The following is a 19,276-nucleotide window of genomic DNA, read 5'->3' as shown; positions in this document are numbered from 1 at the left end:
GCCAAGGTGGCCGATGGGTGTGCAGGGGCGAGGTGGCGCCTGCTGCTGCAAGCGCCACTTTCACCACGCGATGTCGTTTGGTGCAGGGTTAGCTGGCGGAACCCAGCCAGGCCTTCCAGCGAGCCTCGTTGTCGGCCAGCCATTTGTCGGCGGCCTGCTCGGGCTCCATGTTGTCGATGTCGGCAAGCTTTGCCTGAACCGCGATGTCCATGTTGGAGAAGTTGATCTTCTGCAGGATGGCGTAGGCCTTGGGCCACTTGGTCGGGAATTCCTTCCAGGCGGCGATCTTCAGGTAGCCGTCCTTCGGGTTGCCGCAGTCGTAGCTCAGGTCCTTGTTGCTGCCCCAGGCCGGATCGTCCTTGCACTTGGGGTCGAAGGCCGGGAATTCGACGAACTTGCCGTCGTACAGCGCTTCGACGAAGTTCGGCGTCCAGTTGAACAGGACGATCGGCTCCTTGCGCTTGACGGCGGAATCGAGCTCCGCCCAGAGGGCTGCAGCCGAACCGGCGTTGACGACCTCGAAATTCATGGCGAGGGCTTCGACGCGTTCGGAGTCATGTTTCAGCCAGTCGACCGGACCGCCGAGGAAGCGGCCTTTCGGCGAGGTTTCGGCGGTGGCGAACTTGTCGGCGCAGGCATTCAGCGCTTCCCATGCCGGCAGGCCGGGGCAGACTTCCTCGACATAGGTCGGGTACCACCATTCCTCGCGTGTCTTGGCGTCGTGGGTGGCCGCATCGACGACGCAACCTTCCTTGACCACCTTCTGGAAAGCGACGCCGAAGGCGCCTTCCCAGACTTCATGCACGAGGCTGACGTCGCCTTCGCAGAGCGCGGTGTAGACGACCTGGCTGTCGGCGGAAACGTATTCGACCTTGGCGCCGCCCTTTTCGAGCAGCTTGCCGACGATGTGGGCGCCGACGATCTGGCTCGACCAGTTGTGCGTCGGGATCTTGATGGGGTCAGTGGAATCCTCGGCAAATGCCGTGCCCGTCGCAAAAGCCAGAATCGTGGCCATAGTTGCGGACTTCGTGAAATTCCTCATTGAACCTCCCTTTCCTTTGTGTTGCGATTGTTCCCACGGGATGCGGAGGTCGGTCTCTGTGGACCTGTTTCCACTCCAGCCCAGCAAACATAGCCGTGAGAAGTGAACCGGTGTCGGGCGGGGTGTAAAAGTCGTGGTCTGACTTGTGAAAAGATGTTAATCAGGGCTTGGGAGGATAAGATGGCATGCGGGCTCAGCACCACATCGTGATCGTCGAGGACGACCCGGTCACGCGGGCGAAGCTTGCCGGCTACTTCCTGGCCGAGGGCTACAAGGTCAGCGAGGCGGGCGACGGCGAGCAGATGCGGGCCATCATGGGCAGGCATCCGGCCGACCTGCTGATGATCGACATCAATCTGCCCGGCGAGGACGGCCTCAAGCTGACCCGCGAGCAGCGCGAACGCTCCGACGTTGGCATCATCCTGGTCACCGGCCGGACCGACACGGTGGACCGCATCGTTGGGCTCGAGATCGGCGCCGACGACTATGTCACCAAGCCGGTGGAACATCGCGAGCTGCTGGCCCGTGTCAAGGGCCTTTTGCGCCGCGTCGGCAAGGGACGGCTGGCCCCCGTGGCCTCGGGCACTCGCCATTTCTACGGCTGGACGCTGGAGGTGGCGCGGCGCACACTGCAGGCTGACGACGGCACTTTCATCGAGTTGACCGGCGCCGAATTCAAGCTCTTATCGGTGCTGACCGCCAATCCGGGACAGGTGCTGTCGCGCGAACGCCTGCTGCACGAGATCTCGCGGCGCGAATGGGACGCCAGCGACCGCACGGTCGATGTGCTGGTCAGACGGCTGCGGCAGAAGCTGAACGACAATCCGCGCACGCCGCGCATCATCGTCACCGCCCATGGCGAGGGTTATTTCTTCGCGCCGGATGCACACCAGATGGTGCGCGCGTCGGCAAGCTTCTGAGGCCAGGGCCTGTCGTCAGGCCGAATGCGCCGGGTCGGCCTCCAGCAACGTCTGCCATTGCTTCGTGCCCTCGGCAAAGGCCGCCTCGCAGTCCTTGACCCTGCGCTTCAGCCCGGCGACGGGTTCGTCGGCCGCCGCTGCTTCGAGCGCCGCGGCCGCCTGCAGCAGGCGCGGAAAACCGAGCGAGCCGGCCGAGCTTCGCGTCGCATGGGCGAGGTCGCCGATGGTCTTTCGGTCGCCGGCTTCCAGCGCATCGTGCATCGACTTGAAGCGTCCGGGCAGGCTGTCATGGGCGATGCGGTGCAGCCGCCGCACTGTCTCGGGGCCGAGTGCGTCGAGATCGGCCTGGCCGGCGGCGGCGTCGAAGGCGGCGATGGGTTTTGCGGCCGAGGCCGGGCGGCCGGCAAGTGCCGCCACCGCGTCGAGCAGCTGTTCGTGGACGATGGGTTTTGCCACGAAGGCATCGACGCCCGAGTCGAGATAGCGATCGATGTCCGACCTGAACACATGCGCCGACATCGCAACGACGGGGAGGTCGGGCGCCGAGAGCGCGGCGCGCAGCCGCTTCATCGTCTCGATGCCGTCGATGCCGGGCAGGCTGACATCCATCACCAGGATGTCGGGCCGGAAGTCGGCGATGGCTTCCAAGGCAAGATAGCCTGAGCTTACCGCCTTCACACGGTGGCCGGCCTGGGACAGCAACGTGGTCGAGACCAGCCGGGTGGCGTCGTCGTCTTCGACCAGCAGGATGTTGCGCGGCGAGGCAGCGGCCTTGCGCGAGCGGCGGCTTTTGACGGCGGGTAGGCCGGCCTCGATGGCGGCCCTCCGCAATGGCACCTCCAGCGTGAAGATGCTGCCTGCGCCCTGGCGCGAACTGACCGAGAGATCGGCGCCCATGAGCCGGGCGTATTCGCGGCTGATCGCCAGCCCCAGTCCGGTGCCGCCAAAGCGTCGGGTGATCGAGGCGTCCATCTGGGTAAAGGCCTGGAAGATGTCTTCCTGGCGCTTCGGCGAAATGCCGATGCCGGTGTCCGAAACGGCGAGACGCACCGTTTGCGCCTGGCTGGCGCCGGCGGCGACCGTTACCTTGACCCGGACATGGCCCTGCTCGGTGAACTTGATCGCGTTGCTGACCAGGTTGAACAGGACCTGGCGGATCTTGCCGGCGTCGGCGCTAAAGGCAGGCGCCAGCTTCGGGTCGATTTCGAGCCACAGGTCGAGGCCCTTTTCCGTCGCCATCGGGCGCATGAAGGCGACGACGCCGGTGACCAGCTTCGACAGGTCGAAGTCGACCTTCTCGACGGCGACATTGCCCGACTCGACCTTGGAGTAGTCGAGGATGGCGTTGAGGATGCCGAGCAGCGCCTCGCCCGAATTCGCCGCCACCGAAAGGTGCTCGCGCTGCCTCGGGCCGAGCCGGGTGTCGGCCAGCAGGCGCATCATGCCGAGCATGCCGGTCATCGGCGTCCGTATCTCGTGGCTCATGGTGGCGAGGAATGCCGACTTGGCGCTGCTTGCCTGTTCGGCTCGCGCTCGCGCCTGGTCGTGATCGATCGCCTCCTGGCGCAGGCGGGTGTTGACCTGCCTGATCTGCTCGGTCTGCTCCTCGACCAGTTGCTGAAGTTCCTCGCGGTGGCGCCGGAGTTCGTCGGTGATGCGTTCGCGCTCCTGCTCCAGTTCGAGGCGGCGGCGCGACTCGTCGCGGAACTGGTTGACGGCGACCGCCATGGTGCGCAGTTCGTCGTCGCCGGTATCGGTGACTGTGACATCGAGATCGCCTGCGGTCAGCCGCTGCATGGCGCGCGACAAGCCGCTCAGCCGGCGGACAAGGTTGCGCTCGACATAGAGCCAGACGATCGCCCCCGAAGCGAGGATGGCGCCGAGCAGGGTCACGACGAGCACGATGACGCCGATGCGGACGGCGTCGTCGGCGCGGTCGGCCGTCGTCCTGGCGAACTCGTCGGAGCGATCGAGGATGTCGCGGGCGACCTGGTTCTGGGTCACGGCGAGATCGCGATTGGCCTGGGCCATGGCGTCGAGCCTGTCGGCGAGGTCGATGACCTGCTGGCGGCGGCCGAAGATGGAGCCCGAAACCGGCACCTCGCCGGCGGCCGCCTCGATGGCGCTGAAGAAGGCGACACCCTGCTTGCGCCGCACCGGATCGTCGATGCTCAGGATGCGGCGGCGGATGACCTTCATGTGGTCCTGGAAGATGCCGCTGATCTCGCTGATTTCGGAACGCGACTCCGCCCGGCCGAGCCGGTTGATCAGCAGGCTGACCTGCGCACTGCGGTGGCGCAGCTCGTACATGCGCTCCATCAGATAGATGTCGTGCTCGATCAGCCGGTCGACGGCGGTGTAGGCGTCTTCCCGGCGCGCGGGATCGCCGATCAGGCCGTAGAGATTGGCCGTCACCGCCGAGGCACCGGCAGATGCATTGGAGATCAAGGTCTCGGACAGCAGCAGGATCGACTGGGCAGCTGTTGCCGCCGCTTCGGCGCCCTCGCGGTAGGCCTTGTCCTCGTCCAGCCGCTGCCGCACCAGCTCGTTGTTCTGCTTGAGGTTGGCGAGCATCTTTTCGACCGAGCCGGCAAATTCCTCGACGAGCCGGGGATCGATCGACAACCGCCTGACCTCGGTCAGCGACTTGACGAGTTCCTGCGACAGCGTCGAGAGCTTGCCTTGCTCGGCCAGCAATTCGTCGGGCGAACGCACGGCGGCAAGGGCGGGGGCGGTGGCGATCAGCTTCGCGCTCAGTTCGGCGGTGTGCTGGGTTGCCGCCACCGCGGGCAGCGCCTGGGCGTTCACCACGGCCTGGGCGTCGGCGATGTTGCGCAGGATCAGCCAGCTGGCGATGCCCGACGACAGCGACAATCCCGTGATGCACAGGAAGGCGAGGAACAGCCTTCCGCCGATGCCGAAACGATGAAGCATGGTCCATATTTGCGCTGCCGGCGTAAGCTGTCTAGCTTGCGCCGATGAAATTGCCGGCACGCCCTGATCGCTTCAGCTTCCTCGCCGCCGTCTTCCTGGCGCTTGGTTGCGGCCAGCAGGCCATGGCCGAGGATGTCGCCGGCACATGGAAGCTCAACGCGTGGGCGGAGCCGTTCGGCTATTCCCGGCCGGCGACGACGATCGACTACCAGCCGGTGGCGAAGGCCGCGAAAGCCTGGCGCATCTGCGCTTCCTATCCGCATCTCAAGGATTCTTACTGGGTCAGCGTCAACTACGGCATGGTCGAGCAGGCGCGTTCGGCGGGCGTGAGGCTGACCGTCGTAGAGGCCGGAGGCTACCCCAATCTCGACCGCCAGATCGAGCAGATCCGGACCTGCAGCGCCACCGCCGACGCCCTGATCGTCGGGACCGTGTCCTATGAGGGGCTGACGCCGACGATCAAGGAAATCGCCCGCCGCATCCCGGTCATAGCCTCGGTCAACGACATCGACGACGCCGGCATCACGGCAAAGTCGGGGGTTTCGTGGGAGGAGATGGGCCGGTCGATCGGCGCCTATCTTGCCCGCCTTCACCCGGCCGGGACCATGCCGGTCAGGGTGGCTTGGTTTCCAGGTCCCAAGGGGGCCGGCTGGGTCAAGTTCGTCGAAGCTGGTTTCCGGGATGCGCTGAAGCAGAGCTCGGCCGAGATTGCAGCCGTCAAATGGGGCGACACGGGCGTGGAGATCCAGTTGCTGCTGATCGAGGAACTGCTCGAGACGCAGCCCAACATCGACTACATCGTCGGCAGCGCGCCGACGGCCGACGCCGCGGTCAGTATCCTAAGGGCGCAGGGGCGGGCAAACCAGGTACGGATCCTGGCTGACTATTTCACCCACGGCACCTTCCGCGAAATCAACCGTGGCAAGGTCGTCGCCGCGCCGACCGACTCGCCGCCACTGCAGGGCCGCATCGCCATCGACCAGGCGATCCGGGCGATCGAAGGTACGCTGCGCTATCGCCATGTCGGCCCGCCGGTCGAGATCGTCGACCGGACCAATGTGCAGTCGCTCGACCTCGAGCGAAGCCTGGCGCCGGCCTGGTTCAAGCCTACCTTCCAGGTCAAGTGAGACGGCGTGACCGCGTAGCAGTCAAAGGAAGCGATCGTCGGCGGAAGCGTCGCGGAGCGGCCCAGAGCAAAAGCCGCCGATTGCTCGGCGGCTTCGCGGGAGGATGGTCGGCCTCGGCCGACGCGGGGGGAATGTTCAGCCGACCGGTTCGGCTGTCTTCGTTGGCACAGGGGCCTGCGCTGGTGCCGGTGCGTCGGTGCCGAGCTTCATGCCCGGCTTCAGGCCGAAGGCTTCGGCGAGGCCTGCGCCGGAAAGCTTCTGGCCGGCTTCGGTGCGGACCTTGAAGATCTCCACCACGCCACCCTGCACCGATATGCCGATGCTGCGCTCGCCGATCGAGACGATCTCGCCGGGCTTGCCGGTGACATCCTCGAACCGGCGAACGAGATGCTTGCGCGCCTCGAACAGCCGCACCTTGGTGCCGTTGACCGTGGTCCATGCGCCCGGCGCGGGGTCGCAGCCTCGGATGAGATTGTGCACGGCGTCGATGTGGGCGCTCCAGTTGATCCTGGCTTCGCCGTCCTTGCACCAGCCCTCGTAGGAGGCCTGGCTCTCGTCCTGCTCGGTTTCGCTGTGCTTGCCCGCGACGACCAGGTCCGCCGCCTCCAGCATGGCGTCGACGCCGAGCGGGAACAGCCAGTCGAAATAGACACTGCCGAGCGTGTCGTCGGGACCGATGCCGACCGTCTTCTGCAGGATCACCGGGCCCTCGTCGAGGCCGTCGGTCGGGCGGAAGATGGTGAGGCCGGTCTCGGTGTCGCCCTTGATCAGCGGCCAGTTGATGGAGCTCGGGCCGCGGTACCTGGGCAGCAGCGAGGGGTGGTACTGGATGGTGCCGTGCCGGGGGATGTTGACGAAAGCCTGCGGTGCGAACTGCAGCACATAGGCCATGACGGCGAGATCGACATCGAGCGCGCGCAGCGCGTTTTCCGCCGCCTCGCCCTTGAGGCTCGGAAGCTGAAACACCTTCAGGCCGGCCTTTTCCGCCGCAAGCCGCAGCGGGTCTGGCCTGGCGCCCGTCTTTTCCGGCGCACAGAAGACGCCGGCGACCTCATCGCCGCGCGCCAGGAACGCCTCCAACACGCTCTGTCCGAATGCCTGCTGTCCGATGATTGCAATTCGCATGATGCTGTACTCCTCCAGAATCTTGGCAAAGCTTCTCCGGTCCCTGCCGTGGACAGGGCTGCCGGATTTCCTCAGGGATTGGGGAGCGCCCCGCCCTCAGGCGAGGCGCCGTGTCAGCGGCCGGTGTTGATCCAGACGACCTTGGGCTCGGTGAAATTCTCGATCGCCATGTCGCCATGCTCGCGGCCGAAGCCGGAATCGCGGGCGCCGCCCCATGGCAACCTGATGTCTGTCGGGCCGTAGGTGTTGACCCACACGGTTCCGGCCTTCAGGCGCCGGGTGAAGCGATGGGCCCGGGCGATGTCGCCGGTCCAGACGCCTGCGGCGAGGCTGTAGACGGTGCCGTTGGCGATGCGCAGGGCATCGTCGTCGTCCTTGAACCTGATGACGGTGGCGACCGGGCCGAAAATCTCTTCCTGCGAGATGCGCATCTCGTGTTCGACGCCGGCAAAGACGGTCGGCTGGACGTAGTAGCCGGTGTCGCCATGGCGGCTGCCGCCGGCGACCAGGGCAGCGCCTTCCTTCTTGCCGATCTCGATGTAGTCGAGCACGCGCTTCATCTGCACTTCCGAGACCAACGGGCCCATGGCGGTCGAGGTCTCGCGCGGGTCGCCGATGCGGGTGGACGCGGCACGCGCTGCCAGGCGCTCGACGACCTCGTCATAGACGGATTCATGGGCGAGGATGCGCGACCCCGCCGAGCAGACCTGGCCGGTGTTGAAGAAGATGCCGGCACCGGCTGCCTTGACCGCGGCGTCGAGGTCGGCGTCGGGGAAGATGATGTTGGCCGACTTGCCGCCGAGTTCCAGCGTAACCCGCTTCAGGTTGCTGGCGGCACCCTGCAGGATCTGGCGGCCGACGACGGGCGAGCCGGTGAAGGTGACCTTGTCGATGTCGGGATGGTCGACGATCGCCTGTCCGGCGATCTTGCCGAAGCCCGGCACGACATTGAGCGTGCCGGCGGGGAAGCCGGCCTCGAGTGCCAGTTCGCCGATGCGCAGCGCCGTGAGCGGCGTGATCTCGGCCGGCTTCAGCACCACGGTGCAGCCGCAGGCCAGCGCCGGCGCGATCTTCCACATGCCGATCATCAGCGGGAAGTTCCACGGGATGATGGCGCCGACGACGCCGAGGGGCTCGCGCACGGTGTAGGTCAGCGCGTCCTGGCGCGCCGGGATGACCTGGCCGTTTATCTTGTCGGCCATGCCGGCATAGTAGACCAGCGTGTCTATGACCGCCGGCAGGTCCTGGCGGCGGATGGCCGACACCGGCTTGCCGCTGTCGAGGCTTTCCAGGTTGACCAGCTCGTCCTCGTTCTGGCGGATCAGCTCGGCCAGCTTGAGCATCAGCAGGCCGCGCTCGCTGGCGCGCATCCGGCCCCATTCGCCCTCGAAGGCGGCGCGGGCGGAGCGTACGGCAACGTCGACATCGGCGGCGTCGGCCTCGGCGATCCTGGCGATGACGTTGCCTGTCGAGGGGTCGAGCGTGTCGAAGGTGCGGCCGGAAAGCGCGTCGACCCGCTTGCCGTCAATCAACAGCTTCTGGGTCCAGTCGGAAAAGGCGTATACCACGGGTCATCCTCCACATATGAACTTTATTTCCTATTTCCCGATCGGAGCATCGATTCCTCCAACCACCGCCGGGAGACTGATCTCACCGTAGGAAAGATATTTTCCCATGGGAATAAGATATATGTTGCCTAACTTTTTGGCCTGAGACATGATCCCGACTGCCGGTTTGGAACCCGACAAGATATGATATGAAAGTCATATCTTATTTGGCTGCAGCGGTTGGGAGGTTGCGATGATCCGTATCGAGATCGATCCCGTCTGGCGTTTCAGGCGCAGTGCGGATTCACAATCCATGCAGATCATGCTCGGTTTCCTGGCCGAGATACGGTCGAGCGGCAAAATCACCAAGGCTGCCGATCTCGCCGGCGTTTCGTACCGCCACGCCTGGAATTTGATCGAGAAATGGTCGGCCTTTTTCGACACGCCTCTGGTGGTGCGCAAGCAGGGCAGCGGCACCAGCCTGACGCCGTTCGGCGACAAGTTGGTGTGGGCCGGCCAGAGGCTGGAGGCGCGGCTCGGACCGCTGCTGCAAAACCTGTCGCAGGAGTTGGAGACCGAAATCAACCAGTTGCTGCCACATGGGCCGCTGATCCTGCGGGTGCATGCCAGCCATGGCTTCGCGGTGCCGAAGCTGAGGGAACTGCTCAGCCGCGAGCCCGACATCGGGGTCGATTTCCGTTATGTCAGCAACCAGAATTCGCTGGCCTCGCTGGCGCATGACGGCTGCGACCTTGCCGGCATGCACCTGCCGCAGGGCGAGTTGCGCAAGCGCGCCATCGCGGCGAGCAAGGGCTGGCTGACGCCGAGCGCGCACCGTGTCATCGGCTTCGTGACGCGGGAAATGGGGCTGATGGTAGCGCGCGGAAACCCGCTCGGCATCACATCGCTCGAGCGCCTGCTCGATCCGCAGATCCGCTTCGTCAACCGCGACCCGGATTCCGGCACGCGGATGCTGCTCGGTCACCTGCTGGCCCAGCACCACATCGACAGCTCCCGCATCAATGGCTACGAGCACGCCGAATTCACCCATGCCGCCGTTGCGGCCTATGTGGCCAGCGGCATGGCGGACGTTGCCTTCGGCGTCGAGGCTGCGGCGCGGCAGTTCGATCTCGACTTCGTCCGGCTGGTGACCGAGGACTACTTCTTCGTCTGCCGCAAGGAGATCCTCGAACTCGACGCCATCAAGCGCGTGCTGTCGATCATGCGCGGCGAAGAGTTCCACGCGGCGATCTCGCAACTGCCCGGCTACCGCGTCAACGACGCCGGCGCGATCAAGACCGTGCGCGAGGTGTTCCGGACGGCGGACTAGGTTTGTGCGAGCGGGTCGACCTGGCCTGCGCGGGCGCGAAAAATGATCGCGGCGAACATCAGCACGCCAACGAAAACCACAAGGGATGAGACGGCAACAACCGGCTCCAGTGAAGGGTTGCCGGTCAGGAGCAAATAGAGAGCGAGCGTCATCACAATCACACCGCCGGTGTAGACATAGTACTGCGCCCTGGCCAAACGGGTTGCGGCTCCGCGCGGGTTGAGCGCGTGGAACGTGCCGAAGATGGACATGGTTACCCAGCCGAGCAGGTTGATATGCGCGTGCGCGCCAGTTGCGGCGTAGTCATGAGCGATCGACATCTGCAGGCCGACCAGAATTCCAGCGACCAGAAAAAAGATCGCAGTCATAAAATACATCTTGGCAATGCTGGGCATTTTCCCCTCGAAATGTTCAGTTTTCAGGCAGCCAATACAGGCGCAGTGCGCCTCCGGGAGCGTTCGGTGCGCCGAAAGTCGCTCTGCCGGTTCAGGCCGGATGTTCAGTCATCGGCGTCGGATAACGTAGACGCGGACTTTCAGGGGATGCGCTGCCGGGCATCGGACCCCTTCCAGCCGCCGAGCATATCAAATGCTTCCAGGCCATCCGGCCGCGGCGACTGCTGTCGGCGTGGGCCAGCCGCCGTGAGACGAGCCCATGCCCTGCCGATCACCTGTCCCAGATACGAGGAGTGTCCGGGGGCAGGCTGCTCCGCCAGCACTTCCCCGATCTGCTGCATCTGAACTGCTTCGTCTGGCATGCTCGTACCCTCCCTGGCGCTCGCTCCAACGTTCCGCGACGGTCCTGACCTGCCGGTCGTTGCGCATGGCAAGCAGGCTTGCGGCCAGAACCCAGAATATCTGTCGGCGAACTCGACCGAGCTGTCACTGCCCCGAGGAGCGCTGCCAAGCACATTGGGACGTTCGGTCATCAAGATGAGACGGTCGGTCATGAGTTTGGCGGGTGGATGGTGCCGGCTCGATCAAACGCCTGGACAGCGTGAAAGAGGCTGGCGCAACGCAAGAAGCATACATTGCGCGCGCCAGCCACCGGCAGAGCATTCGGTGAACTGCCGCCGAAGGTTTCGCACCGCCGGATGGCGGTGTCACTGCCCGGAACCGAGCCGCCGGGCACATTGGGACGTCCGGTCATCAAGATGAGACGGTCGGTCAAGGTAGATGGCCGCCGTCTCATGTAGAGATCATTCGTGTTCTCACTTGCAAATCTTGGGGCCTGTTTTGAAAAATCCTTCCAGAATTACTGCGATTTCCGCCATCTTTTTCCTGGGGCAAGCTTCGGCGCAAGCCGCCGATGTCCTCAGCGAGCCGGTGCCGGCGCCGGTTGAGGAACGCTTCGCCCGTGACTGGAGCGGCTTCTATATCGGCGTGGCAGGCGGCATCGGCGGTGGCGAGTTTGACAATTCCTACGTCATCGCCACCGAGGTTGGCCCGATCGGCTACTTCGCCAGCGACCGGGCGTTCGGTGGTTTCGGCGGTGTCCAGGTTGGGTACAACCACCAGATCGCTCCCAACTGGATGGCTGGCGTTGAAGCAGACTTCTCCTTGTCCGGGATCAAGGCCGAGCACAGCGAGACGACTGACGACTACAGCTCTAACTATGCGATCCAGATCGACTGGTTCGGGACGCTGCGCGGCCGCCTCGGTTACACCCAGGACAATGTCCTGTTCTACGGCACGGGCGGCGCCGCCTATGGCAGGATTGCGTATTCCGACCAAACTAGCGACGGCTACAACGAATCGCTCAGCGACACCAGTCTGGGCTGGACCGCCGGCGCCGGCGTCGAACATGGCATCACCAGCGACATCACGCTGAAGACCGAATATCTTTATGTCGATCTCGGCAGCCTGAAGTCGACGAATCTCATGTTCACTGGAGATCGGATCGAAATGAATACCGCCTTCCATACGCTCAAGACCGGCCTGAACTACAAGTTCTGAGCCGGGTCGCAGGAGATGACGAGGCGGCCTTCAGGCCGCCTTTAGTTTGGCACGACCGTCCGCAGCTCGCGCATCTCAGGCGCGGGCCGCCGCGAGCCAGGCTTCGACGATTGCTCCTCCGTTGCCACCGCCGTGCCTCAGCATGGTCTCGTATGTCGCCATCCGCATTGATTCTCCGGCGAGGGTGCGGACGGAACTCGGGCTGATCTGATATCGCTTGTGGAAGGCGCGGCTGAAGTGGGCCTCGCTGCGAAATCCATGATTGCGGGCGATGGCGGCAATCTTGTGGTCCGGTGTCGAGCGCAGGATGCTCTGCAAGCTGCCCCTCAGCCGCTCGGCGAGCATCCAGCGCTGAACGCCGCCATACGGCTCGAACAGGCGGAACAGCTTCGATCGGGAGACACCCAGGGCGTTGACCAGCTCATCCGGGCCGAAGTCGGGATCGGACAGGCTCTGTCGCGCGGTCGATGACGCGCGCTGGAAGAGGAAGCGCCTGTCGCGCCTCTCCCGCGTCGTCGGGGTGGCATAGGCGGCCGCGGCAAATTGCAGGATGCCGTCGACCGTCACCTGGCCCTGGTGGACGCTGAGCCCGTCGATGTGCTCCGCCAACGCCTTGATCTGGGTTCCCAACATGGCGCCGGTGGGGTCGTTTGCCGTCAGCACGAGACCATGCGCGTTGTTCTGAAGCTCGGCCGGCACGCTGGCCTTGTCGAATGTCAGCGTGATGGCCTCGAAGCCTGAAGTCTGGCTCTCGTACGGCAACGAATAGTCGACGACGACGATGTCTCCGGGCTCATGCTCCTGGACCAGTCCGTCGTAATTGCTCGTCACCCGTCCCGACAGGACCATGAACAACACCATATGCGGCGTCGGCCGCTCGTCGATGACCTGTTGCGTCCGCGACATCGCCATCGCCGAGCCGCCGCTCACGTGCAGAAAGGCACCCGGAAGCTGCCAGCTGGAGCCATGGAAATCAAAAAGCGCGGGGTCGGCGTCCTCGGGCAAGGAGCAGTCGACAAGCAGAGAAATCGCCTTCTTCCAGGCGGCGAAGCACTCCGCGCCAGGCGGAAATGGCCATTCCTGTCGCTGTGGCGTTGCCATGGTCGCTCCAAGCCCCGGTTTGACTTCTTTCATCCCCCTGCATCGGCAGCGCCGATCAAGCAATATGAGGTGATCTGCAACTATCGGAGCAGTCAATAGCTTGGGACGCTTGGTCAAGCGGTTGAGACGCACAGTCATGACCATTGGCCGGCCGCGTTCTGCTTTCCACCAAACCTCGTCAGTCGAGGTTGGTCCCGCCGAGGCGGGGCCGGCTGCGCGTCGAGCACGCCCAAGGCGTACACACCGGCGCTGACCATGTCCGCCATAAAACCTCATCCTTCATGATTTCCAGCAGTCTGAAAGTTGCGGATGCCAGTGCCGGTGGATGATCAGCGGTACGTCATCGAAATATCAGGTTGCGCATCTGATGCATCAGTTGTAAGCAGTCTTTCCGATGGATCATCGGCTCACCCGCGGCGAAAACCTGGCTTCGGGAGTGACAGGATCGTTTGGTGCCGGCCCGAAAGCCGCACTGGTGCATGAGGGGGGAGTCTCGCGCATGTCTTCAATCAATCGTCGTGATCTCATGGCTGCCGCGGCTGCCGTCGCTTTGGCGTCCTCATTCGCCCTGCCGGCCTGGGCGCAAGAGCAGCCGAAGCTGGAGTTCCTCTATTCGCCCTATGCCGACTACGCGCCGTTCTTCGTCGCCAAGGAGTTCGGATTCTTCGATGAGTTCGGCGTCGAGGTGACGCTCTCGCCGAAGGGCGACACGGCGGAGACCATCCAGATGCTCGCCTCCGGCAACATCGAGGCCGGCGGCGCGACCTGGGGCGCCAGCCTCTTCAACGCGCTCGATCGAGGCGCAACCGTCGCGATCATCGCTACCTTGGCCCGGATGCCGGCCACGGTTCCGTCGCCATCGCCCTTCATGGTCTCGCAGGCGGCCTGGGACGCAGGGATCCGGACCGTCGCCGACCTCAAGGGCAAGCGCGTCGGCATTCCCGGCCCGGGAGGCTTTGGCATGTACTCCGTCGCCAAGGCCCTGGAGAAGGGCGGGCTGACGATCGAGGACGTCGAGGCGGTCTTCCTGCCGCCCCCCGCCACTGCAGCCGCCTTCGCCAATGGCGCCCTCGAAGCGGGGTGGAGCATCGAGCCCTTCGCCCAGCAACTCGAAAAGCAGGGGTTTGGCCGCCGGCTGGTCGAGGATCATACCTTCGGCACCGAGCTTGGCCTGATCGCCTTCAACCAGGATTTCGTCGCCGCGAACGAGGAGGCGGTGGTGCGCTTCATGGCGGGCTATCTCAAGGCTGCCCGGCTGCTCGATAATGGCGGATGGAAGGACGACAAGGTCGTCGAGGTCGTGTCGAAATACACCGGCACCGAGCCCGATACGCTGCGCGGCATCCCCTATACCGTCCGTTCCGAGGACGGCGCCATCGACATGGCTTCGGTGCGCGAGCAGGAGGAATTCTTCCGCAAGCGCGGCGCGCTCGAATATGAAGGCCAGGCCAAGATCGACGCCGTCTATCGTCTCGACCTGCTGAAGAGCGCCAACGACCTGCTTGCAAGCAAGAAGTGATGGAAATCGTGCGCGAGATGCATGCGGCTGCGGCGGAAGCGCTGCCGCCGGCCATCGAGGTCAGCCATTTGACCAAGGCCTTCTACGACAGCGAAGGTGACCGCGTGACCGTGGCCGTCTCCGATGTCAGCTTCTCGGTGGCGCGCGGTGAATTCGTCTGCATCGTCGGCCCGAGCGGCTGCGGCAAGACCACGGTACTCCGCATCCTGGCCGATCTCGAAGAGAAGCTCGGCGGCACGGTGAAGCTGCACAGCACGACCCCGCCGGCCATGGTTTTCCAGGAGGCCTCCGTTCTGCCCTGGCTGACGGTGTCGGAGAACATCGCCTTTCCGCTGAGCCTGAAGGGCGTGTCCCGCGCGGAGCAGGAAGCGCGCGTGCGCGACCTCCTGGCGCTGACGGGCCTCACTGAATTTGCCAAGGCCCGCCCGCACCAGCTCTCCGGCGGCATGAAGCAGCGCGTTTCGGTGGCCCGCGCCCTGGTCGACGACCGCGATATCCTGCTCATGGACGAACCCTTCGGTGCGCTCGACGAGCAGACCCGCCTGGTCCTGCAACAGGAGCTGCTGCGGATATGGGAGACGACCGGCAAGACCGTGGTCTTCATTACCCACAGTGTGGACGAAGCGCTGACGCTGGCCGATCGTGTGCTCGTCATGTCGCCGCGTCCCGGCACGTTGGTCGCCAATCTGATGGTTCCCTTCGAGCGGCCGCGCGACGTTGTCGAGATGCGCCGCGACAAGCGGTTCTGGGACATGACTTACGAGGTCTGGCGTCTGCTGGCCTCGCCTGCGAGGGACTGAGATGAGCGTCACTCCCACTCTGACGGAAGAACAGTGGCGTCGGCTCAAGGCACCGGCGCGCCGGGAACGGATATTCCGCATTGCCTCCTATTTCAGCCCGCTGCTGCTGTTGCTGCTGTGGGAACTGTCGAGCCAGTTCAACCTGATTGACCGGCGCTTCTTCCCGGCGCCGAGCGCGATTGCCGGCACCGCTTGGCGCATGATCGTAAGCTTCGAACTGTTCGAGCACATAGGTGCTACGCTGCGCCGCGTCGGCATCGGCTATGTCATGGGTGCGGTGCCCGGCATCGTCATGGGACTGATCCTGGGCCTGTCGCGACCGGCTCGCCGGCTGCTGGGTCCGATTTTCTCGGCGCTCTATCCCGTGCCGAAGATCGCCATCCTGCCGCTGATCCTGCTGATCTTCGGCGTCGGCGATGCATCGAAATTCGTCGTCATCGCCATCGGCGTGTTCTTCCTGATGTTCTACAACACCATGGGCGGGGTGATGCAGACGCCCCAGATCTACATGGACGTCGCCAAGAATGCCGGCGCGACCAGGCTGCAGATCTTCCGGCGCATCGCCTTCCCGGCGGCGTTGCCGAGCGTATTCACCGGGCTTAAGCTCGCCGCCGGTTCGTCCTACATCATCATCGCGGCCGCCGAGTTTCTTGGCGCGCGCAGCGGCGTCGGCTTCTTCATCTGGGCGTCGTGGCAGACCTTTGCCGTGTCGCGCATGTTTGTCGGCATCGTCGCCATCTCGGCCATGGGCTATCTCACCATTCTCGCGCTCGAGGCGCTGGAGCGGCGTTTCGTGCCCTGGGCCAAGCACTGAGGGGCTGAGGAGCAGACGCCATGACCGTCGAGGCTGACGCAACCGCCCACGCACCGGTTTCGGAGCGCATCTACCTGGCGCTGCGCCAGGAGATCATGCGCTGCGAGATCGTGCCGGGCACGACGCTCGACGCGGCGTCCATCGCCAGCCAATACGAGGTGTCGAAGACGCCGGTGCGCGACGCGATGCAAAAGCTCGCCGCCGACGGTCTGGTGACCATCCTGCCGCGCAGCGGCTATCGCGTCGCCCCGATCACGTTCCAGGCCGTGCATGACATTCTCGACATGCGCGCGGCGATCGGACCGCATGCGGCGCGGCAGGCGGCACGCTATGCCACGCTGGCCGAAATCGCCCTGCTGCGCCAGATCGTCAGGGAATACGCCGCGCCGATGGACATCGGCACCATGCAACAGGTGGCGCGGCGCTTTCACCTCGCTATCGCCCGCTGCAGCCGCAACAAGCGAGTCGTTGCGCTGTCGGAGAGCCTGTTCGACGAGCTCGAGCGCCTGCTGCGCTTTGCCATCGATTTCACCGTAAAGGCAGGCGAGCATTCCGACGAGCACACGGCGCTCGTCGATGCGATTGCAGCCGGCGACGGCGAGAAGGCCGCCGCCATCGAGTTTGCCCATATCAAGCACGCCAGGGAATTCCTGATCGAGCGGCTGATGACGCTGGGTTACCTCTCGGAAAATGAAATCCAGCTTGGCGCCGCAGCACGGAGCCCGGGCGAATGATTGCATTTCCCGATGCGGTCGGCCGGCTGGCCGTGGCGCTGGGCGGCAGCCCGGCAGCCAAGTTCGCGGCCTCGGCCCTGGTCGAGGCCGATGCGCTCGGCCTGCCACGCTTCGGCATCGCCATGCTCGACGAGTGGACGGCCGATGCGGCCCCGGTGCCGACGGGCGCGAGTCCGCAGGCCATAAGCTGGGTAGATGCCTCCTCCTGTTTTGCGCCGCTCGCTGTCGCCAGCGCCACGCTCGACGTGGCCGAGGCGGCCCGGCAGTTCGGCATCGCCGCTGTCTTCCTGCACGGCGTCAGGGGTTTTGGCCGGCTCGCCCCCTTCGTTCGCCATCTCGCCGATGCCGGCCTGCTCGGCATTGCTGGCGCTGAAGGGCCGCCTTTCGTCGCGCCGCATGGCGGCACCCGCCCGGTTATCGGCACCAACCCGCTGGCACTCGCCATGGGACAGGGCAGCGATCGGGTCGTGATCGACGTCGCCACAAGCACCGCCACGATGGCGGATATCCGCAATGCCCGCGCCTCCGGCACGCCATTGCCTGACGGGATCGCCCTGGACGGCGACGGACGACCGACCAGCCTCGCCACTGATGTTGCAGCGTTGCTGCCACGCGGCGGCCAGGTCGGCTCGCTGCTGGGGCTCGTGGTCGAGCTCATGGCCGGTGTCGCCGGCGGGGGCCGGGGTGACCCGAAGGGTCGGGGCGTGTTCATCCTCGCCTTCGATCCCGTCCGGCCCGGCGAAGGTGTCGATTGGAATGCCAAGCTCGCCAGGCTGAAGAGCGACTGGACGAATGGCGGCGGTCACTGGCCACGCGGCGGCAGGCAGTCGGCCCAAGCCGTGCTGGAAGATGATTTCGCGCAGCGTCTCGACGCCTGTCTCGCCCGCATGACCGGCCAGCCGGGCCGATGATCGCGCCGGCGCTCCACCTGCAGAGATTGTGACCCAGATGACGACAAAGCCAGTTTCCGCACCTGTGTTTTCCATCGAACCGGTCGATGGCCTGATCGATGAGCCGCGCCGGATCGTCGTCTCCGGTCTTGCTCCCGACGAACTCGTTGCCATTTCCGCCCGTACGGCACGCGCACGCGGCGTTACCTGGATGAGCCAGGCGACCTTCATGGCCGACGCCGAGGGCGTGGTCGACCTGAAGCGTGACGCCCCCGTCGGCGGCGATTATGCGGAAGTCTCGGCCATGGGCCTGATCTGGGGCCAGCAACCAGTCGACAGCACGAGCGCCGAGCTCTTTCCCGACGACGTCATGCAGCCCCTGCAAACGACGCTGACGGCAGAAACCGCAGATGGCGTCCGGGCCGAGGGCAAGCTCGCCCAGGGATTTGCCGCAGCTGGCGTGGAGCGGCGGGAAGTTCGCGAGAACGGACTGGTGGGCACGCTGTTCACGCCGGCGGGACCGGGCCCTCATCCGGTCGTGGTGGTGCTCAACGGCTCGGGCGGCGGCATCAACGAACCGCGCGCGGCACTTCTTGCGTCGCGCGGCTACCGGGCTTTCGCGCTCGGCTATTTCAAGGCACCGGGCCTGTCACCCTTCATCACCGAGACGCCGCTCGAATATCTCGAGACCGGCCTGCGCTGGGCGCACCGGGAACTGAAGCCAAAGGACGGCTTCGTTGCGGTCAGCGGCCAGTCGCGCGGCGGCGAACTCGCACTCCTGCTGGGCGCCACCTTCCCGCATCTGGTCTCCGCCGTGATCGCCTTCGTGCCCGGCGCCATGGTCCACGGTGCTCAAGGAGCCGGCGATCCCGCCCGTGGCGGCTGGCAAGGCACGACCTGGACCCGGGGCGGCATTCCGCTGCCGCATCTGTGGCAGGACAATGCCGCCGTGCACTGGCACCCCTGGGCTGGCGATACCCCGCCCAGCCGGCACCACTCGGTCTTCTTCGAAGGGTTGAAGGACACAGCACTGGCAGAGCGCGCGCGCATTCCGGTCGAGAACATCGCTGGCCCGGTGCTGCTGATCTCGGGCCGCGACGACCGCGCCTGGCCGTCCAGTCTCTATTCCCGCATGGTGGTCTCGACGCTGCGGAAGCATGACCATCCTCACCTGGTCCGCCATCTCGACTTCGACGATGCCGGCCACGCGATCAACCTGCCGATCGTGCCGTCGACGCAACTTAGCCGCCTGCATCCGGTCTCGAAGGTGCCCTACACCAATGGCGGCACGCCCTCCGGCAATACCAGAGCCGATGACGGCTCCTGGCGCGGCATGCTCGCCTTCCTGGGCGAGGCCGCCGGTTCTGCCGGCCAAGGCGCAGCCAGCCGGAATCCCCATGCGCAAGCAGACAGCTGAATTCTTCGAAAGGGAGACGAA

General features: G+C 65.1%; 16 protein-coding genes. 10 read left to right on the top strand and 6 right to left on the bottom strand.

The window, feature by feature from the left end; all coding sequences use genetic code 11:
* Window positions 1-88 precede the first annotated feature (88 nt).
* Entirely contained in the window at window positions 89-1,015 is a 927-nt protein-coding gene (locus ASC75_RS12155) for an ABC transporter substrate-binding protein (protein ID WP_082496532.1), read from the bottom strand.
* A 212-nt stretch (window positions 1,016-1,227) separates the two neighbouring features.
* Between ASC75_RS12155 and torR the strand changes: the two genes are divergently transcribed.
* The gene (torR, locus tag ASC75_RS12150) at window positions 1,228-1,962 is read left to right on the top strand and encodes a two-component system response regulator TorR (RefSeq protein ID WP_055975111.1); all 735 of its coding nucleotides are present in this window, start codon (window positions 1,228-1,230) and stop codon (window positions 1,960-1,962) included.
* Window positions 1,963-1,977: 15 nt separating this feature from the next.
* Here the strand turns inward: torR and torS are convergent, their stop codons facing one another.
* Window positions 1,978-4,896 carry a TMAO reductase system sensor histidine kinase/response regulator TorS gene (torS, locus tag ASC75_RS12145; RefSeq protein WP_055975107.1) on the bottom strand — a complete coding sequence of 973 codons (2,919 nt, stop codon included), beginning with the start codon at window positions 4,894-4,896 and terminating at the stop codon, window positions 1,978-1,980.
* A gap of 44 nt (window positions 4,897-4,940) precedes the next feature.
* Between torS and torT the strand changes: the two genes are divergently transcribed.
* Window positions 4,941-6,023, top strand: a complete 1,083-nt coding sequence (gene torT / locus ASC75_RS12140; RefSeq protein ID WP_244487816.1) for a TMAO reductase system periplasmic protein TorT — start codon at window positions 4,941-4,943, stop codon at window positions 6,021-6,023.
* Window positions 6,024-6,158: 135 nt separating this feature from the next.
* Here torT and ASC75_RS12135 read toward each other — a convergent pair whose 3' ends face one another.
* Window positions 6,159-7,148 (bottom strand): methionyl-tRNA formyltransferase, encoded by a 990-nt coding sequence (locus ASC75_RS12135; RefSeq protein WP_055975104.1) that lies wholly within the window; start codon window positions 7,146-7,148, stop codon window positions 6,159-6,161.
* Window positions 7,149-7,261: 113 nt separating this feature from the next.
* Window positions 7,262-8,716, bottom strand: coding sequence for an aldehyde dehydrogenase family protein (locus ASC75_RS12130; RefSeq protein WP_055975101.1), 1,455 nt, complete (start codon window positions 8,714-8,716; stop codon window positions 7,262-7,264).
* A 232-nt stretch (window positions 8,717-8,948) separates the two neighbouring features.
* Between ASC75_RS12130 and ASC75_RS12125 the strand changes: the two genes are divergently transcribed.
* Window positions 8,949-10,025 (top strand): substrate-binding domain-containing protein, encoded by a 1,077-nt coding sequence (locus tag ASC75_RS12125; protein WP_055975099.1) that lies wholly within the window; start codon window positions 8,949-8,951, stop codon window positions 10,023-10,025.
* On the opposite strand, the gene ASC75_RS12120 is transcribed toward ASC75_RS12125, so the two are convergent.
* Complete coding sequence (locus ASC75_RS12120) at window positions 10,022-10,420, bottom strand: hypothetical protein (RefSeq protein ID WP_055975096.1); 399 nt, start codon at window positions 10,418-10,420, stop codon at window positions 10,022-10,024. The genes ASC75_RS12125 and ASC75_RS12120 overlap by 4 nt on opposite strands.
* Before the next feature lie 780 nt (window positions 10,421-11,200).
* Here ASC75_RS12120 and ASC75_RS12110 point away from each other — a divergent pair.
* Entirely contained in the window at window positions 11,201-11,980 is a 780-nt protein-coding gene (locus ASC75_RS12110; RefSeq protein ID WP_082496531.1) for an outer membrane protein, read from the top strand.
* A gap of 75 nt (window positions 11,981-12,055) precedes the next feature.
* Here ASC75_RS12110 and ASC75_RS12105 read toward each other — a convergent pair whose 3' ends face one another.
* Window positions 12,056-13,219: an AraC family transcriptional regulator gene (locus ASC75_RS12105; protein WP_244487815.1), complete on the bottom strand. Its 1,164-nt coding sequence runs from the start codon at window positions 13,217-13,219 to the stop codon at window positions 12,056-12,058.
* Window positions 13,220-13,580: 361 nt separating this feature from the next.
* On the opposite strand from ASC75_RS12105, the gene ASC75_RS12100 reads away from it, so the two are divergent.
* The 6 genes from ASC75_RS12100 to ASC75_RS12075 are packed head-to-tail and all read left to right on the top strand — an operon-like array spanning window position 13,581 to window position 19,255.
* A complete protein-coding gene (locus ASC75_RS12100; RefSeq protein ID WP_244487814.1) occupies window positions 13,581-14,600 on the top strand; it encodes an ABC transporter substrate-binding protein in 1,020 nt (339 codons plus the stop codon).
* Complete coding sequence (locus tag ASC75_RS12095) at window positions 14,600-15,400, top strand: ABC transporter ATP-binding protein (protein WP_055975084.1); 801 nt, start codon at window positions 14,600-14,602, stop codon at window positions 15,398-15,400. Before ASC75_RS12100 ends, ASC75_RS12095 begins: the two co-directional genes overlap by 1 nt.
* Window position 15,401: 1 nt before the next feature.
* Window positions 15,402-16,214, top strand: a complete 813-nt coding sequence (locus ASC75_RS12090; RefSeq protein WP_055975081.1) for an ABC transporter permease — start codon at window positions 15,402-15,404, stop codon at window positions 16,212-16,214.
* Window positions 16,215-16,234: 20 nt separating this feature from the next.
* The gene (locus ASC75_RS12085; RefSeq protein WP_055975078.1) at window positions 16,235-16,948 is read left to right on the top strand and encodes a GntR family transcriptional regulator; all 714 of its coding nucleotides are present in this window, start codon (window positions 16,235-16,237) and stop codon (window positions 16,946-16,948) included.
* Window positions 16,945-17,859, top strand: coding sequence for an Ldh family oxidoreductase (locus ASC75_RS12080; protein WP_055975075.1), 915 nt, complete (start codon window positions 16,945-16,947; stop codon window positions 17,857-17,859). The genes ASC75_RS12085 and ASC75_RS12080 overlap by 4 nt, the downstream gene beginning before the upstream one ends.
* Window positions 17,860-17,896: 37 nt before the next feature.
* On the top strand, window positions 17,897-19,255 hold the full coding sequence (locus tag ASC75_RS12075) for an acyl-CoA thioesterase/bile acid-CoA:amino acid N-acyltransferase family protein (RefSeq protein ID WP_055975072.1): 1,359 nt from the start codon (window positions 17,897-17,899) through the stop codon (window positions 19,253-19,255).
* Window positions 19,256-19,276 lie beyond the last annotated feature (21 nt).

The sequence above is a fragment of the Aminobacter sp. DSM 101952 genome, assembly GCF_001424795.1.
In the GTDB taxonomy this organism is placed as follows: domain Bacteria; phylum Pseudomonadota; class Alphaproteobacteria; order Rhizobiales; family Rhizobiaceae; genus Aminobacter; species Aminobacter aganoensis.
The sequence above is the reverse complement of the archived record's forward strand: the minus strand, read 5'-3'. Positions and strand labels throughout refer to the sequence as shown.

Excerpts from the sequence above, each read along its gene's own strand:
- ASC75_RS12155 (WP_082496532.1), bottom strand. The coding sequence starts at position 1,015 with ATGGCCACGATTCTGGCTTTTGCGACGGGCACGGCATTTGCCGAGGAT.
- torR (WP_055975111.1), top strand. The coding sequence starts at position 1,228 with ATGCGGGCTCAGCACCACATCGTGATCGTCGAGGACGACCCGGTCACG.
- torS (WP_055975107.1), bottom strand. The coding sequence starts at position 4,896 with ATGCTTCATCGTTTCGGCATCGGCGGAAGGCTGTTCCTCGCCTTCCTG.
- torT (WP_244487816.1), top strand. The coding sequence starts at position 4,941 with ATGAAATTGCCGGCACGCCCTGATCGCTTCAGCTTCCTCGCCGCCGTC.
- ASC75_RS12135 (WP_055975104.1), bottom strand. The coding sequence starts at position 7,148 with ATGCGAATTGCAATCATCGGACAGCAGGCATTCGGACAGAGCGTGTTG.
- ASC75_RS12125 (WP_055975099.1), top strand. The coding sequence starts at position 8,949 with ATGATCCGTATCGAGATCGATCCCGTCTGGCGTTTCAGGCGCAGTGCG.
- ASC75_RS12120 (WP_055975096.1), bottom strand. The coding sequence starts at position 10,420 with ATGCCCAGCATTGCCAAGATGTATTTTATGACTGCGATCTTTTTTCTG.
- ASC75_RS12110 (WP_082496531.1), top strand. The coding sequence starts at position 11,201 with ATGGCCGCCGTCTCATGTAGAGATCATTCGTGTTCTCACTTGCAAATC.
- ASC75_RS12105 (WP_244487815.1), bottom strand. The coding sequence starts at position 13,219 with ATGACTGTGCGTCTCAACCGCTTGACCAAGCGTCCCAAGCTATTGACT.
- ASC75_RS12100 (WP_244487814.1), top strand. The coding sequence starts at position 13,581 with ATGTCTTCAATCAATCGTCGTGATCTCATGGCTGCCGCGGCTGCCGTC.
- ASC75_RS12095 (WP_055975084.1), top strand. The coding sequence starts at position 14,600 with ATGGAAATCGTGCGCGAGATGCATGCGGCTGCGGCGGAAGCGCTGCCG.
- ASC75_RS12090 (WP_055975081.1), top strand. The coding sequence starts at position 15,402 with ATGAGCGTCACTCCCACTCTGACGGAAGAACAGTGGCGTCGGCTCAAG.
- ASC75_RS12085 (WP_055975078.1), top strand. The coding sequence starts at position 16,235 with ATGACCGTCGAGGCTGACGCAACCGCCCACGCACCGGTTTCGGAGCGC.
- ASC75_RS12080 (WP_055975075.1), top strand. The coding sequence starts at position 16,945 with ATGATTGCATTTCCCGATGCGGTCGGCCGGCTGGCCGTGGCGCTGGGC.
- ASC75_RS12075 (WP_055975072.1), top strand. The coding sequence starts at position 17,897 with ATGACGACAAAGCCAGTTTCCGCACCTGTGTTTTCCATCGAACCGGTC.